12 protein-coding genes are annotated in these 14,871 nt (G+C 74.0%); 5 read left to right on the top strand and 7 right to left on the bottom strand.

From position 1 onward, the window contains the following. Positions 1–159: 159 nt before the first annotated feature. The 4 genes from ACIP2X_RS21915 (at position 160) to ACIP2X_RS21900 (ending at position 6,656) form a co-directional block, all read left to right on the top strand. Positions 160–549, top strand: a complete 390-nt coding sequence (locus tag ACIP2X_RS21915) for a hypothetical protein (protein WP_401675579.1) — start codon at positions 160–162, stop codon at positions 547–549. 342 nt (positions 550–891) lie between these two features. Beyond that, entirely contained in the window at positions 892–4,869 is a 3,978-nt protein-coding gene (locus ACIP2X_RS21910) for a hypothetical protein (RefSeq protein WP_401675577.1), read from the top strand. A 225-nt stretch (positions 4,870–5,094) separates the two neighbouring features. Continuing rightward, positions 5,095–5,883: a GntR family transcriptional regulator gene (locus tag ACIP2X_RS21905; RefSeq protein ID WP_401675575.1), complete on the top strand. Its 789-nt coding sequence runs from the start codon at positions 5,095–5,097 to the stop codon at positions 5,881–5,883. Between the two features lie 8 nt (positions 5,884–5,891). After that, positions 5,892–6,656 (top strand): glycosyltransferase family 2 protein, encoded by a 765-nt coding sequence (locus tag ACIP2X_RS21900; RefSeq protein WP_401675573.1) that lies wholly within the window; start codon positions 5,892–5,894, stop codon positions 6,654–6,656. A 54-nt stretch (positions 6,657–6,710) separates the two neighbouring features. Here the strand turns inward: ACIP2X_RS21900 and ACIP2X_RS21895 are convergent, their stop codons facing one another. The 6 genes from ACIP2X_RS21895 to ACIP2X_RS21870 form a co-directional block, all read right to left on the bottom strand. Beyond that, positions 6,711–7,067, bottom strand: a complete 357-nt coding sequence (locus ACIP2X_RS21895) for a VOC family protein (protein WP_401675571.1) — start codon at positions 7,065–7,067, stop codon at positions 6,711–6,713. Positions 7,068–7,128: 61 nt separating this feature from the next. After that, positions 7,129–8,115: an FkbM family methyltransferase gene (locus tag ACIP2X_RS21890; protein ID WP_401675569.1), complete on the bottom strand. Its 987-nt coding sequence runs from the start codon at positions 8,113–8,115 to the stop codon at positions 7,129–7,131. A gap of 19 nt (positions 8,116–8,134) precedes the next feature. After that, positions 8,135–8,323 carry a ferredoxin gene (locus ACIP2X_RS21885; RefSeq protein ID WP_401675567.1) on the bottom strand — a complete coding sequence of 63 codons (189 nt, stop codon included), beginning with the start codon at positions 8,321–8,323 and terminating at the stop codon, positions 8,135–8,137. A gap of 84 nt (positions 8,324–8,407) precedes the next feature. Continuing rightward, positions 8,408–8,851: a hypothetical protein gene (locus ACIP2X_RS21880; protein ID WP_401675565.1), complete on the bottom strand. Its 444-nt coding sequence runs from the start codon at positions 8,849–8,851 to the stop codon at positions 8,408–8,410. A 134-nt stretch (positions 8,852–8,985) separates the two neighbouring features. After that, positions 8,986–9,687, bottom strand: a complete 702-nt coding sequence (locus ACIP2X_RS21875; protein WP_401675563.1) for a TIGR03943 family putative permease subunit — start codon at positions 9,685–9,687, stop codon at positions 8,986–8,988. Next, positions 9,684–10,688 (bottom strand): permease, encoded by a 1,005-nt coding sequence (locus ACIP2X_RS21870; protein WP_401675834.1) that lies wholly within the window; start codon positions 10,686–10,688, stop codon positions 9,684–9,686. Before ACIP2X_RS21870 ends, ACIP2X_RS21875 begins: the two co-directional genes overlap by 4 nt. A gap of 213 nt (positions 10,689–10,901) precedes the next feature. On the opposite strand from ACIP2X_RS21870, the gene ACIP2X_RS21865 reads away from it, so the two are divergent. After that, positions 10,902–12,830: an NAD-binding protein gene (locus ACIP2X_RS21865; RefSeq protein WP_401675833.1), complete on the top strand. Its 1,929-nt coding sequence runs from the start codon at positions 10,902–10,904 to the stop codon at positions 12,828–12,830. A 139-nt stretch (positions 12,831–12,969) separates the two neighbouring features. Here ACIP2X_RS21865 and ACIP2X_RS21860 read toward each other — a convergent pair whose 3' ends face one another. Further along, positions 12,970–14,799 (bottom strand): prolyl oligopeptidase family serine peptidase, encoded by a 1,830-nt coding sequence (locus ACIP2X_RS21860; RefSeq protein ID WP_401675561.1) that lies wholly within the window; start codon positions 14,797–14,799, stop codon positions 12,970–12,972. Between the last annotated feature and the right edge of the window lie 72 nt (positions 14,800–14,871).

Below are 14,871 nucleotides of genomic sequence, written 5' to 3'. Positions count from 1 at the left end.
CGAGGTTCTGGGGCGAGCACTCGGCCACTGCGGCACCGCCTCGCGCCGAGATCCTACGAAGTCGCGCACAGCAGTGCGAATGTGATTCGGCCGCCGGGTACCGGCCCGCTCGGGAGAAACCCGATGTACCGTCAGGGCTTGCTCGGGCAGCCTGGTGTCATGCCTCGCAGAATCATGTTCGTCCAGCTCAAGACCGGCTACGACACCGACCGCGGACCGTCGTGGATCGGCTGGGTGGACTTCTCCAAGACCTGGAAGACGGCGTACTTCCAGGGGCGAACGCTACGGCGGGCCACCGGCCTCGGTCTCTTCGACGCCAACTTCTTCGATGCCGAGACCGGCGAGGCGTTCTGGATCTCCGGCCCGAAGCGGGACCGGAGCGATACCCGGTACGGACCGCAGCAGCCGACCGTGGAGGACGACGCCGCGGGCGCCTACCGGGCGTTCCTTCGGGGGGCACCGCTTTGGGGCACCGGCGCAACCGGAGACGCATCGCAAGCCGCCCCCGAGGCGTTCCTCCAGGGCGGCTTGGGTAGGAGCCGGACATGATCTTCAGTGAGCGACGTCGTTCGGCACCGGTCCCTCCCCACGTGGAGACCGGTGCCGAACGACGCGCGCAGAGGAACTCAGGCTCACATGTCGAGACCGACACCGCCGTCCGCTGACTTCGCGGAAGTTGTCCCAGAACATACGGCGACTTGAGGTGCCTCTTCGAGCACTGAGCTGATGACCTGCCTGGGCGGCACGCGGGTGGTGCTGTGCGTGGTCGTGATCCTGCCATTCGGGGCCCGCGACGAGGAGTCTTTGGCGTCCGGAGGACGGCTTCTGCGCAGGTCAGCCGTATAAAGTGACTTTTCCGGTCCGGATGGCCAGGTGGTGCGGAAGTAAGGGGTGGAGACCTTGGGCTCGGACTCAGGGGCACGCACAGCCTTCGCGGAACGGCTCGCGCTGCTGTACAAGGAGGCCGGCAACCCGCCCCTGAAGACGGTGTCCGAGGCCGTCGTCCGGCTGAAACGGGTGGACGAACGGGGGCGCCCCGTACGGGTCTCCGCGCAGCGGATCAGCGACTGGCGCCGCGCCAGGAACGTACCGGCCCACTTCGCCGCGCTCGCGGCCGTGCTGCAGGTGCTGATCCCGCACGCCCGGCGGGAGCGGCCCGTCCCGGTCTCCGCCGGACTGTACGACATCGGCCAGTGGCAGCGCCTGTGGGAGCGCGCGGTGGCCGATCCGATCGCCGAGCGCCCGGCCGGCGGGGCGGCGGACCCGGAGGAGGAAGACGGCACGCCGGCCGAGGGGAGCCCGGGCGTGCCGGGAGGGGTGTGCCCGTACCGGGGACTGGCCTCCTACCGTCAGGAGGACGCGCGGTGGTTCTTCGGGCGGGAGCGGAGCACGGACGCCCTGGCGGCCCAACTGCGCGCCGCGGAGCGGACCGGCGGGCTCGTCATGCTCGTCGGCGCCTCCGGGGCGGGGAAGTCCTCGTTGCTGAACGCCGGGCTGGTGCCCGCGCTGCGGGGCGGTGAGGGCCGGGAGGTGGTGCAACTGGTCCCGGGGGCCGACCCGCTGGCGGAGCTGACCTGCCGCATACCCGAACTCGCGCCGGTGACCACCGCCGGCGTGCCCGGCACTCCCGAGTTCGCGCACGCCGTACGGGCGGCGGTCGCCGCGTGGGCGCCGGACGGGGCCCGGCCGGTCGTCATCGTCGACCAGTTCGAGGAGACCTTCACCCTCTGCTCCGACGAGAGCGACCGGCGGACGTTCATCCAGATCCTGCACGACGCGGCCTCCCCCTCGGGACCGGGCGAACCGGCCCCCGTGCTCGTCCTCCTCGGCATCCGCGCCGACTTCTACGAGCAGTGCCTCGGCCATCCCGAACTGGCCGACGCCCTGCAGCACCGGCACATGGTGCTCGGACCGCTCAGCGCCGCCGAGTTGCGCGAGGCGGTGACCGGCCCCGCGAAGGCCGTGGGACTCGAACTGGAGCCGGGACTCGCGGAGCTGATCGTCCGTGAGGTGGGCTTCGACGGGCCGCGCGGGGCACACGACGCGGGCGCCCTGCCCCTGCTGTCGCACGCGCTGCTCGCCACCTGGCAGCGGCGCAAGGGAGGCCGGCTGACGACGGCCGGGTACCGCGCGGCCGGCGGCATCCAGGGAGCGGTGGCGGCGACCGCCGAACGGGCCTGGTCGAAGCTGGACCCGGCGGCGCGCACGGCCGCCCGGCTGCTGCTGCTGCGGCTGGTCCGGCTGGGCGAGGACACCCAGGCGACCCGGCGGCGGGGCACGCGGCGCCAGCTCGCGCAGGAGTCGGCGGACCCCGGCAAGACGGAGGAGTCGCTGGAGGAACTGGTGCGCGCCCGGCTGGTGACGCTGGACGCGGAGACCGTGGAGATCACCCACGAGGCACTCCTGCACGCCTGGCCCCGGCTGCGCGACTGGATCGACGAGGACCGGGGCGGCAACCTGCTGCGCCAGCGGCTGGAGGAGGACAGCCGGGCCTGGGAGGCGACCCACCGCGACAACTCGCTGCTGTACCGGGGTTCGCGGCTGGAGCACGCCCGCGCCTGGGCGCGGTCGGCCGGCGACACCTTCCTGACCCGCGGCGCGGCCGACTTCCTCGCCGCATCGGCCCGGCTGCGCCGGCGCACGGTGTGGATAAGCCGGAGCGCGGTCGCGGCGCTGGTCGCGCTGTCGGTGCTGGCGGTCGGGGCGGCGGTGGTGGCGTGGCAGCAGCGCGACGACGCGGTGTTCGAGCAGGTGCTGGCCGAGGCCGACCGCGTGCAGTACACCGACCCCTCGCTGTCCGCCCAGCTCGACCTGGTCGCGCACCGGCTGCGCCCCGACGACGAGGGCACCACGAACCGGCTGGTGTCGATCGTGAACGCGCCGCTGGCCACCCCGCTGTCCGGCCACACCGGCGCCGTCTACCTGACGACGTTCAGCCCCGACGGCAAGCTGCTGGCCACCGCGAGCTACGACCGCACGGTCCGCCTGTGGGACGTGGCGGACCCGCGCCGCCCGAGGCCCCTGGGCAAGCCCTTGACCGCGCACACGAGCTGGGTGAGCACGGCCGTCTTCAGCCCGGACGGCCGCACCCTCGCCAGCGCCTCGGACGACGGCACCGTCCGGCTGTGGGACATCCGCGACCCCCGTCGTCCCCGCCCGCTCGGCGCCCCGCTCACCGGTCACGACCGCACGATCTACCTGCTCGCTTTCAGCCCGGACGGCCGTACGCTGGCCGCCGCGACCGAGGACCGCGTCGTACGGCTGTGGGACGTGAGCGCCCCGGGGCGGCCGCGCCCGCTCGGCGCCCTCACCGGCCACACCGCCGCCGTCCGCTCGGTCGCCTTCAGCCCCGACGGGCGGACCCTGGCCTCGGGCGGCGACGACACCACGGTGCGGCTGTGGGACATGACCGACCGGCGTCGTCCCGAGCCGCTCGGCGACGTGCTGACCGGACATCGGGCCCTCGTCCACTCCGTCGCCTTCAGCCCCGACGGCCGCACCCTGGCAAGCGGCAGCGCCGACGACACCGTGCAGCTGTGGGACGTCACCGAGATCGGGGACGCGGCGCCGCTCGGGGCGCCGCTCACCGGGCACACCGGGCCCGTCTGGTCGGTGGCGTTCACCCCGGACAGCTCACTGCTCGCCGTCGCCAGCGCGGACAGCACGGCGAGCCTGTGGGACGTCAGCAACCCGGCGTTCCCCTCCCAGGTCGGCGAGCCGCTCGCGGGCAGCAGCGGCGAGATGTACGCCCTCGGCTTCAGCCCGGACGGCCGTACCCTCGCCACCGGCACCGGCGACAACAAGGTGCGGCTGTGGTCGATACCGACCTCGGACATGCTCGGCCGGATCGGGGTGTTCCGCCCGGACGGGCGGGTGCTCGCCACCGCCGCGCGCGACCAGCGGATCCGGCTGTGGGACGTCCGGGCGCCGCGCCGGCCGGTGCTGCTGGGCAAGCCGTTCCTGCCCGTCGAGGGCGACGTCCGCACCGTGGTGTTCGCCCCCGACGGGCGCACCCTCGCGGTGCTGACCGGCAGCCGCACGGTGCAGTTGTGGGACGTCACCGACCCGGCCGCGCCCGTCGCCCACGGCTCTCCCCTGAGGCTGCGCACCCGGTACGCCGGCCCCGAGGCGCTGGCGTACAGCCCCGACGGGCGCACGCTCGCCACCGCCTACGAGGACCGCACCATCCAGCTCTGGAACGTCGCCGACCCCTCCGCGCCGCGTCGCCTGGGCGATCCGCTGACCGGACACACCGGCTACGTCAACACCCTCGCCTTCAGCCCCGACGGCCGCACGCTCGCCAGCGGCAGCGCCGACAACACCATCCGCCTGTGGGACGTCTCCGGCCGCCGCCCCGTCGCCGGGACCGGCGCCGCCATGCGGGGCCATCACGGCCCCGTCAACACGCTCACCTTCAGCCCCGACGGCCGCACGCTGGCCAGCGGCAGCGACGACAACACCGTGGGGCTGTGGGGCGTCGGCGACCCCCTGAGGGCCGAGCGGCTCGGATCCCCTCTCAGCGGGCACACCGAGGCGGTGGTGTCGCTGACGTTCCGCCGGGACGGACGCACGCTGGCCAGCGGGGGCAACGACGACACGGTCCGCCTCTGGGACGTCGGCCGCCCCTCCCAGGCCACGCCCATCGGGCAGTCGCTCAGCCCCAACGCCAAGACCGGGAACTTCCTGTCCTTCAGTCCCAACAGCCGTCTGCTCGGGGTGTCGAGCGGCGCCGGGACCGTACGGCTGTGGGACCTGAACGTGGACGACGCGGTGAAGCACATCTGCTCGACCACACGGGGTGTGCTGACGCCCGAGAAGTGGCACGAGTACCTGCCACGCCTGTCCTACGAGCCGCCCTGCCAGGAGTGATCCGCGTCACAGCGCCTCGACGCACCTCATCAGTCGGCTCCCGCGGCGCCATCCGCCTTGTTAGTCTTGGCCACAGCCCGATCGCTGGTGCATCCCCCGTCGCCAGCGATCGGGCGTTTTCGTTCACTCTTCGGGCAGTCGCCCTCTCCCCATGTCCCCCGCGCCCCAAGCCATTCGGCCCCTCCAGGTCAGCAAGACCTCTTGAGGAGCCGTACGCTGACGCATGTGCCGAAGGCGTACGAGGTGATCGCGGACGACATCCGCCGGTCCATCCGCGAGGGCGAACGCAGGCCCGGAGAGCGGCTGCCGGCCGAGACGGAACTCGCCGAGCGGTACCGGCGCAGCGTGCCGACGATCCAGAACGCGCTGCGGCTGCTCAGCGAGGAAGGCCTCATCGACAAGCGGCACGGCCTCGGCAACTTCGTCCGCCGTCCGCGCACGCTCGCGGTCCGCGACAACAGGCGTCACCAGTGGGAGAAGGACCGCGCCCGCCAGCCGCTGCCCCAGCGGGCGGCCACCGGCGCGACGGAACGTGAGACCGGTCTGGACGCCGGGGACCTGGTCTTCCACGCGAGCTATCGCGAGGTCAAGGCGTCCGCGGAGCTGGCGCGGGGGTTCGGCGTCCCCGAGCGCACGGTCCTGCTGGAGCGGACGTACCGCACCAGATGCGCGACGGAGACCGCGCCCTTCAGCCTCGTCACGTCCTACCTGGTCCGCGACGTGATCGCCGCGAACCCCGCCCTGCTGGACCAGGGCAACGAGCCCTGGCCGGGCGGCACCCAGCACCAACTGCGCACCGTCGGCATCGAGGTGGAGCGCATCGAGGAACGCTTCACGGCCCGGCCGCCGACGCCGGAGGAGGCCGCCGAGCTGGACCTGCCGCCGGGGACCTCGGTGATCCTGCTGCACAAGAGGTCGTACGACACCGAGGGCCGGGTCGTGGACATCACCGACGTCACGCTGCCGGGCGACCGCACCGAGCTGCTCTTCACCACGACCCTGGAGAGGTGGTGAGGGCTGCCGTGACACGGCACGTCGTGATCGTCACCGCGGTGCACCCGCCGTCGGCCCGCTTCCTGCCCGACGCCTACAAGTCGCTGTGCGAGCAGCGGCTGCCGCGGGGCTGGGAGTGGCGCTGGGTGATCCAGGAGGACGGCGGGTCGGAGGACGTCCGTCCGTACGTGCCCGAGGACATGCGGGTGACGTTCCGTCAGGGGCGGCGCGGCGGGCCCGGGGTGGCGCGCACGATCGCGCTGGCGCGGGCGCGGGGCGAGTACGTGAAGGTCCTGGACGCCGACGACCAGCTGGCGCCCGGTGTGCTGGCCCGCGATCTGGCGGTGCTGGAGGCCGACCCGGAGGTCGGGTGGGTGACGTCGCGGGTGCTCGACCTGTGGCCGGACGGTTCGACGGCCGGCTTCCCGGGCGACCCGGAGGACGGGCCGATCGAGCGGGGCGACGTGCTCGGCTTCTGGAAGGCGAACGACTTCCGCGCCCCGGTCCACCCGGCGTCGCTGTGCGTACGCCGGGAACTGCTGGTGGCGCTCGGCGGCTGGATGGCGCTGCCCGCGTCGGAGGACACGGGGCTGCTGCTGGCGCTGAGCGCGGTGAGCCGGGGGTGGTTCTCGGCGGAGGTGGGGCTCCTCTACCGGAAGTGGGAGGGCCAGGTGACGGGCCAGGCCCCGCACGTCGACCCGGAGGAACGGGCGGCGCGCATGGCGGTGGCGGAGGCACGGGCCCTGGCACTGGCGGAGTTCGGCTGGGGGTATCCGCCGAACGGCACGCCGTAGCGGCGCCGCCCGCCCCCAGCGGGCGGGCTCTCCGCGCGGGCGTCAGGACGGGTGTCAGGACGGGCGGAGGATCTCCTGGGCGAGGGTGACGACGTTTCCGGCCGGGTCGTTGGCCGCGGCGATGCGGTAGCGGCCCTCGGGTGTCTCCTGGACCGCGCCCAGGTCCAGACCCCGTTCCGCGGCGAGCCGGACCTCCTCGGCGACGTCGTCGACCGCCAGCGTCAGCATGGCCGAGCCCGCGCGGTCGGGTTCCAGGAGCAGCTGGATCGCGCCGCCGGCGATGACCTCCCACTCCGCCAGCCCGCTCATGGGGTCCCGGTCGGCCGGACGGCCCCAGAGGCGCTCGTACCAGGCGCGGGCCGCGGCGAAGTCGGCGACGGGAATGACGGCGTAGACGGTCCTGATGGCCACGATGGGGCCCCCTTTCATCCGTTTCGCACCTTACTGACTGCCCGTCGGATGTCGGCGGATGTCAGGGCAGCGCCTCGGCGTCCGTGCGCGAAAAGACCAGGTCGCTCTCCTCGGTGACCGGGGCACGCCAGCGCAGGGGCACCCGGCGGGGACCACCGAGGGCGGGCGGATAGCTCGCGGGGTCGTAGTCGTTGGCCAGCCGGTAGACGTGGAAGCCGGCCCCGGCCATGGTCTGAAGCAACTCCTCGACGGAGTCGCCGAGCGCGGCCATCCGCGCGGGCGTCACCTCGACCGTGATCTCGGCATCGGGCCGGAGCCCGCCCAGCAGGGGCGCGAGGCCCCGCACGACCGCTCCCTCCGCCCCCTCCACGTCTATCTTGATCACCCGTGCGCTCTCCAGCTCGCCCGGTGCCAGCAGGTCGGGCAGCGGAGCGGCGTCGACCTCGAAGACGGCCTCGGCGGGGCCGTCGTACGGGACGATGCTGTTCGCGCCCGTGTTGCGGGAGCTGGCGAGGGTGAAGGTCAGACGCTGACGGCGGTCGGACGCCGCGGCGTTGACGGTCCGGACCGTGCGGCAGCCGTTGAGCCGGACGTGCCGCTCCAGGCGCCGGTGGCACGCGGGCGACGCCTCGACGGCCACGACCCGTCCCGCGTCCCCGACGAGCCGCGCGGCCAGGACGCTGAAGACCCCTATGTTGGCGCCGACGTCGACGAAGCCGTCGCCGGGTCCGAGGCGGCTGCGCAGCCAGGCGCCCATATGGGGTTCCCAGGCGCCGAAGAGGTAGAGGTAGCGCTGGATCAGGTCCTCGGTGTCGACCGCGAACCGGGCGCCCGAGCGCGTTTGGACGACGCGCCGCCGCGGGTGGTCACGCAGATACGGGTTCAGCACGCGCGCGGCGAGGGCCGCCTTGCCGAACGTGCCGGGCGCGTGCCGTACGTAGCGGCTGCCGAGGGTGACCAGGGCTTCCGTGGCCGCGGTGACGGCCGTGGCGGCGGTGGGTGACGTGGCGGCGGTGGGTGACGTGGCCGCCGTACGGGAACGGCTCATCCGGTCGGCGGGCCCGGCGCTACTCGGTGACCATGATGGCCTGGGACGGGCAGCCCTCGACCGCCTCCCGGACCGCGGGCTCGCCCCCGCCGTCCTCCCGCCCAGGGACGACGGCGCCGTAACCGTCCACCAGCGTGAAGACGGACGGAACCCGGTACGCGCAGTCACCGGAGCCGTAGCAGCGCTCGGGGTCGACGGAGAGCTTCATTCCCACTCCAGACGCCTCCGGCCCGGGGGCCGACGGGCGGATCGGAACCGACACCTACGTCCCTTTCCCTGCCCGTCGGTCCCCTCACCCAACCGGGGGGCTCTGGTTGGCGGCGAGAGTGAGCCAGTGGGCGGCCCTGCGGACCGTCGTCTCGTCCAGCCGGTCCACGACCTCCCGCACGGCCGCCTCGTCGTCCGGGGCGAGGTCGTACAGTCCGGCGCGGTGCAGCGCGGCGAGGAGCACCTGGTGGCGGCGGTCGGTGAGGCGCTCGGTGAGCTTGGAGGGCTGAGCCGGGTCCGCGGAGGACGGCTCGGCGGCGGGAGCGGCGGCGGCCTCGGGGGCAGGAGCGGCGGCGGGCGCGTCGATCCGCTGCCAGGCGCCGTCCCGCGGCCCCCACAGGGCCATGACCGGATCCCGGCCGCGGGCCCGCAGGGTCTGGGTCATCTCGCCCATGGCGTACTGCACGGGAACCCGGTACGGCGACTCCGCACCGACCCGCCAGGACGCGGAGGAGGGCTCGTAGAACATCGCGACCCAGCGTGGAGTGCCCGTCGGCTGCGGGCTCCGGGGACATGACGGCACTGGACATCACCCCTTCGGTAGCGGCGGTCGGACCATAACTGACGGAGCGTCAGATGACCAGCGCGTCGCCCGGGGCCGGCTCAGTTGTTCCAGCTCTCGTCGTACGGGTCGGCGGGCGCCCGCACCGGCTCGGCGCTCGTGATGTCGATGTACGGGATGGGTCCGCCGCCCACCGGGTCGCGGGTCCGTTTCGGGGTGTAGGTGCCGGTGACCTCCAGCCAGCTGTCCGGTTGCAGCACCGGCGGGACCCGTCCGGCCAGCCCGATCTTCACCGGCTGGGCGTCGGCGGCACAGCAGTTGAGCGCCATGCGGACCAGGTACGGGGTGCCTGCCCGGTCCAGCGCCACGAACCCCGTGATCCTGACCCTGCGGTCGCGCAGGGTGCGGCCCTCGTCGTACGCCGCCCGGCTCGCGTAGTCGACGACACCGAGCCGGACCGGGTCGCCGGAGGGCAACGGGGCGTAGGCGGGCGGCCGTTGCAGGGCCGTGCCGGTGCGCATCGCGCTGTACGAGCCGAGGGCCGGCGGGGCGATCAGGATCAGCGCGAGGACCGGCAGGAGCAGGAGCCAGGAGACGCGTGGTTCGTGGTGGGCGTCGGAGGCCGGCCCCCGACGCTCGTACCAGACCGTCGCGACCGCCGCCACGACCAGCACCACCCCCGCCACCAGCAGCAACGGCCGCAGCCCCGCCTTGACGTAGCGCAGCGACAGGTCCGTGGCGCCCGCGTGCAGCAGGGACACCCCGAGCAGGCACAGCACGGCCGCCTGCGTGTGCCGGTTCACAGCAGCACCGCCCCGGTCAGCACGGACACCCCGACGGCGACGGCGAAGGTCGCCGGCGCGAAACGCAGGGCGAAGCCGCGGCCGAACGTGCCCGCCTGCATCGCGAACAGCTTCAGATCCACCATCGGTCCCACGACCAGGAACGCCAGCCGTGCCGTCGGCGAGAACTGCGTCAGCGACGCGGCCACGAACGCGTCCGCCTCCGAGCAGATCGACAGCAGCACGGCGAGCACGGCCAGGGCCAGCACCGCCACCACCGGGTTGCCCGCGGCCGCCTGCAGCCATCCCTCGGGGACGACCGCCTTCAGCGTCGCGGCCGCCATCGCGCCGATCACGAGAAACCCTCCGGCGTGCATCACGTCGTGCCGCACCGACCCCCAGAACGCCGCTCCCCTGCCCTGCCCCTCGTACGACGGACGCGGCGGCGGGCGCAGCCAGTCGGCGCGGCCGAGCCGCATCCACAGCCAGCCCATCACACAGGCCGCGGCCAGGCTCGCGACGAACCGGGCGGCCACCATCTCGGGGTGGCCCGGGAAGGCGACCGCCGTCGCGGTCAGCACGATCGGGTTGATCGCGGGCGCGGCGAGCAGGAACGCCAAGGCGGCCGCGGGGGCCACTCCCCGGCGGATCAGCGCCCCCGCCACCGGCACCGAGGCGCACTCGCAGCCGGGGACGACCGCTCCGGCCAGCCCCGCCACCGGAACCGCCGCGGCAGGCCTGGCCGGCAGCACGCGGGCGAACACGGACGCCGGTACGAACACGGCGACGGCCGCCGAGAGCAGCACCCCGAGCACGAGGAACGGCAGCGCCTGCACGACCACCGCGACGAACACCGTGGTCCAGCTCTGCATCACCGGCGCGGACAGGGCACGGCGGATCGGGGCCTGGGCGAGCAGCAGCAGGAGCAGGGTGACGGTCAGGACCAGGGGCGAGCTGAGGTGCCAGCCGTCGCCGTCCCCGCCGGGGGTGGGGGACGGCGGCGGGGACGTCGGAGGGGGCACGGGCGCCGGTCCCGGCGGTGACGGGTGCGGTGGCTCGGGGACGGTGACGGCCACGGGTGGGGTCCTCCGTTGCGCGGGGCGGCTCCTCTTCGATACGGCTGAATCGGAACGGGCGTTCAATCCGTTGCTGGAACCATCGGTCCCGTTGGGGCAGTCTTTCCCCTCGTGGCGAGCGTTCCGAATCAGGGCCGGCCGGGCGAGGCGTCCGCGCACATGGTGGTGTGCGGTGACGACGGGCTCGCGCACCGGCTCGCGGCCGAACTCAGGGGCGTGTACGAGGAGCAGGTGACGCTCGTCGCGCCGCCCTCCGAACGGCCGGTGCCGCAACCGGTCGTGGGCCGGGCGCGGGCCGCGTCGGCGGCCCTGCTCGACCGGATGGTGAGCGCCGCCGGGCGCGCCGCGGGCAACGGCACACCACCGAACGGCGACAGCGGCAGCGGCAGCGGCAGCGGCGGTGTGCGGCTGGTGGAGGCCGCCGAACCGTCCGAGGCGGTGCTCGCCGAGGCGGGCGTGGAGCGGGCCACCGCACTGGCGCTCGTGTACGACGACGACGAGACCAACATCCGCGCCGCGCTCACCGCCCGCCGCCTCAACCCCCGGCTGCGCATCGTCCTGCGTCTGTACAACCGGCGGCTCGGCCAGCACATCGAGGAACTCCTCGACCAGGCCTCCGCGCTCGCGACCGGCGGGGCGGGCGGCGGCTTCGACGCCTCCACCACCGTGCTGTCCGACGCCGACACCGCCGCGCCCGCGCTGGCCGCGACCGCCCTGGTCGGCACCAGCAAGGTCGTGCAGACCGACGGGCTGCTGCTGCGCGCCGTGGAGCGGACGCCGCCCGCGCCGGGACAGGTCGCCGACCCGGGGCTGTGCACGCTGGCGCTGCTGTCGGCGACGAGCAGCGACCCGGCGGGGGCCGACGGCTCGGAGGGCAGCGGGGACCGGGGTCCGCGGCTGCTGCCGGACGAGGAGGAGGTCGCGGCGGCCACCGGTCGCGGCACGGTCGTGCTGGAACAGGTCTCCTACGCCGGAGCGCCCGGATCCGGCGGCCGCGCGGTGGGTGTCGTGCCGCCGATATCCTCCCTGTTCTCGCGGCGGCTGCGCTGGTCGCTGGCCGGGCTCGTGGGTGCCGTGGTGGCGCTGGCGATCGCGCTGACCGTGGTCACGGACGACCATCCGCTGCACGCCACCTATCTCACGCTGCTCGACATCCTCGGCATCGACGACCCCGCCACCAACGCCTCCCTCGGCCGGCAGATCCTCCAACTCCTGTCCGCCGTGGTCGGGTTACTGCTGCTGCCGGTACTGCTCGCCGCCGTGCTGGAGGCCCTCGGCACCTTCCGCACCGCCTCCACGCTGCGCAGGCCGCCGCGCGGGCTCAGCGGGCACGTCGTCCTGCTCGGCCTCGGCAAGATCGGCACGCGTGTGCTGACCCGGCTGCGGGAGCTGCACATCCCGGTGGTGTGCGTCGAGGCCGACCCCGAGGCGCGGGGCATGGCGACGGCCCGGCGGCTGCGGGTGCCGGTGGTGCTCGGGGACGTCACGCAGGAGGGCGTCCTGGAGGCCGCGAAGGTCCACCGTGCCGACACGCTGCTCGCGCTGACCAGCGTCGACACGACCAATCTGGAGGCCGTGCTCTACGCCCGGTCCGTCCGGCCCGACCTGCGGGTCGTGCTCCGCCTCTTCGACGACGACTTCGCCGCGGCCGTCTACCGCACCCTGCGCGCCGCGCACCCGAGGGCGCTCACCCGCAGCCGCAGCGTCACGCATCTCGCGGCCCCGTCGTTCGCCGGGGCGATGATGGGGCGGCAGGTGCTGGGGGCGATCCCCGTCGAGCGGCGGGTGCTGCTGTTTGCGGCCCTGGAGGTGCGGGGCATCCGGCAGTTGGAGGGCAGGACGGTGGCCGACGCCTTCCGCGCCGGTTCCTGGCGGGTGCTGGCCCTGGACACGGCGGCCCCGGGAGAACGCCGCGCCGACCTCGCGACGAGCCCGGCGTCCAGGGGCCGCGCGGCCGCCTCCGACCTCGTCTGGGAGCTGCCGCCCACCTATGTGCTGCGCGCCGAGGACCGCGTGGTCCTGGCGGCGACCCGCCGCGGGCTCGCGGAACTCCTCGGCCGCAGACGCCGGCAGCGAACCGGGTCGTGAGCCCCGCCGAGCCGGCGGTCCGCGGCGAGGGCGGCCCGCAGCGGGCACTGTCGGCCACCGCGGGCCCAGCACGACGGACGGCAGGGGTGCTGGGCCCGGGCGGGAGAACCTCAGGGGGACGTCACGTCCCGGAGGAACGTCACTCCCCGGCGCGCGCCTTCAGATGGCGCTCCGCGAAGTCCAGTTCCAGCCGAACCTGCTTGATGCGCTCGTCGACGACCAGGGAGCCGTGCCCGGCCTCGTAGCGGTAGACCTCGTGAACCGCTTCACGGGCCTGGAGGCGCTTGACGTAGTTCTCGATCTGACGGATGGGGCAGCGCGGGTCGTTGACTCCGGCGGAGATGTAGACCGGCGCCTTGACCTGGTCGACGTACGTCAGCGGCGAGGACGCCTCGAAGCGCTCGGGGACCTCCTCCGGGGTGCCGCCGAGCAGCGTGCGGTCCATTGCCTTGAGGGCCTCCATCTCGTCGTGGTACGCGGTGACGTAGTCGGCCACCGGGACCGCGGCGATGCCCATCGTCCACGCGTCGGGCTGGACGCCGAGGCCGAGGAGCGTGAGGTAGCCGCCCCAGGAGCCGCCGGTGAGGATCAGCCGGTCCGGATCCGCGAGCCCCGAGTCGATCGCCCACTCCCGGACCGCCGCGATGTCCTCCAGCTCGATCAGGCCGACCCGGTGCTTCAGGGCGTCCGTCCAGGCCCGTCCGTAACCCGTCGAGCCGCGGTAGTTGACCCGGACGACCGCGTAGCCGTGGTCGACCCAGGCCGCCGGGCCCGCCGCGAACGAGTCGCTGTCGTGCCAGGTCGGGCCGCCGTGGATGTCGAAGACGGTCGGCAGCGGCCCGGTGGCCCCCGCCGGCTTCTGCACGAGTGCGTGGATCCGGCCGCCGGGCCCCTCCACCCACACGTCCTCCACGGGCACCGAACCGGGTGACTTCATGCCCGGCGGGTCGAGCACCACACCGCCCGCCGTGGACCGCACCGACGACGGCTCGGCCGCCGACGACCACAGGTACTCCACACTGCCGTCCGGCCGGGCCGTCGCCCCCGAGACCGTGCCGGTCGGGGTCGGGACCTTCACCAGCTCGCGGGTGCCGAGGTCGTAGCGGAAGAGCTCGCCGCGCGCCTCGTGACTGTGCCCGATCAGCAGGCCCGAGCCGTCCGGGTACCACTCGGCGCTCACGTCACCCGGCAGGTCCAGCGCCAGGTCGGTCTCCTCGCCCGTGGTGACGTCCCACACCAGCGGCTCCCACCGGCCGCGCCGCTGGTGCCCGATGAGCAGCCGCGTGTCCCCGTCGACCGGCGCGAAGCCCAGCACCTCCAGGCCCAGCTCGACCGTGCCGCCCTTGGTGTCGTCGAGCTCGGCGACCCGCGTGCCGTCGGGGCGCAGCACGCGCAGCGCCGAGTGCATGGCGTCGCCGTGCTCGGTGTGCTCGACGGCGATCAGCGAGCCGTCGCGGGACAGGTCGCCCACCCCCGCCGACTCCCGGTGCCGGTAGATCTCCACCGGCCCCTCGCCCGCGCGCGCGAGATGGATGGTCGTCCCGTCCTCGTCGGTGGAGCGTCCCACAACCGCCGTCCGCCCGTCCCGGCCGAGCGCGAGGCCCGCGGGGTAGGACGGGTCGAGGCCCGGGACGGCCAGCTCGTCCTCGCCGCCCGTGAAGGGCTGGCGGCGCCACACGCCGAACTCGTCGCCGTCCTTGTCGTCGAACCACCAGATCCACGCGCCGTCCGGGGAGAGCAGGCCGTCCGTCGTGCCGTTCGGCCGGTTCGTCACCTGGCGCTGCTCACCCGTCGCGCGATCCCAGGCGTACAGCTCGTACGTCCCCGTCGCGTTGGACACGAACAGGGAGCGGTCGGGGGCGTCCTCCGCCCAGTCGGGCAGGGACACCCGCGGCGCCCGGAAGCGCTTCTCCCAGTTCGGCATGGCCTCGCGCCGCTCGGGCGAGGGGGACCCGTTGCTCTCAGTCATGACCCCATACTGCCCGCCCCGGACCGCATCCCGCTCCCGAGGCCCCCAGCCTGTGGATAACTTCGGGACCCC

The sequence above is a fragment of the Streptomyces sp. NPDC089424 genome, assembly GCF_044749345.1.
Lineage (GTDB): Bacteria > Actinomycetota > Actinomycetes > Streptomycetales > Streptomycetaceae > Streptomyces.
Note: the sequence above shows the minus strand (reverse complement) of the source record. Positions and strands in the feature narration are given on the sequence as shown.

Excerpts from the sequence above, each read along its gene's own strand:
- ACIP2X_RS21915 (WP_401675579.1), top strand. The coding sequence starts at position 160 with ATGCCTCGCAGAATCATGTTCGTCCAGCTCAAGACCGGCTACGACACC.
- ACIP2X_RS21890 (WP_401675569.1), bottom strand. The coding sequence starts at position 8,115 with ATGAGCCGTTCCCGTACGGCGGCCACGTCACCCACCGCCGCCACGTCA.
- ACIP2X_RS21885 (WP_401675567.1), bottom strand. The coding sequence starts at position 8,323 with ATGAAGCTCTCCGTCGACCCCGAGCGCTGCTACGGCTCCGGTGACTGC.
- ACIP2X_RS21880 (WP_401675565.1), bottom strand. The coding sequence starts at position 8,851 with ATGTTCTACGAGCCCTCCTCCGCGTCCTGGCGGGTCGGTGCGGAGTCG.
- ACIP2X_RS21865 (WP_401675833.1), top strand. The coding sequence starts at position 10,902 with ATGGTGGTGTGCGGTGACGACGGGCTCGCGCACCGGCTCGCGGCCGAA.
- ACIP2X_RS21860 (WP_401675561.1), bottom strand. The coding sequence starts at position 14,799 with ATGACTGAGAGCAACGGGTCCCCCTCGCCCGAGCGGCGCGAGGCCATG.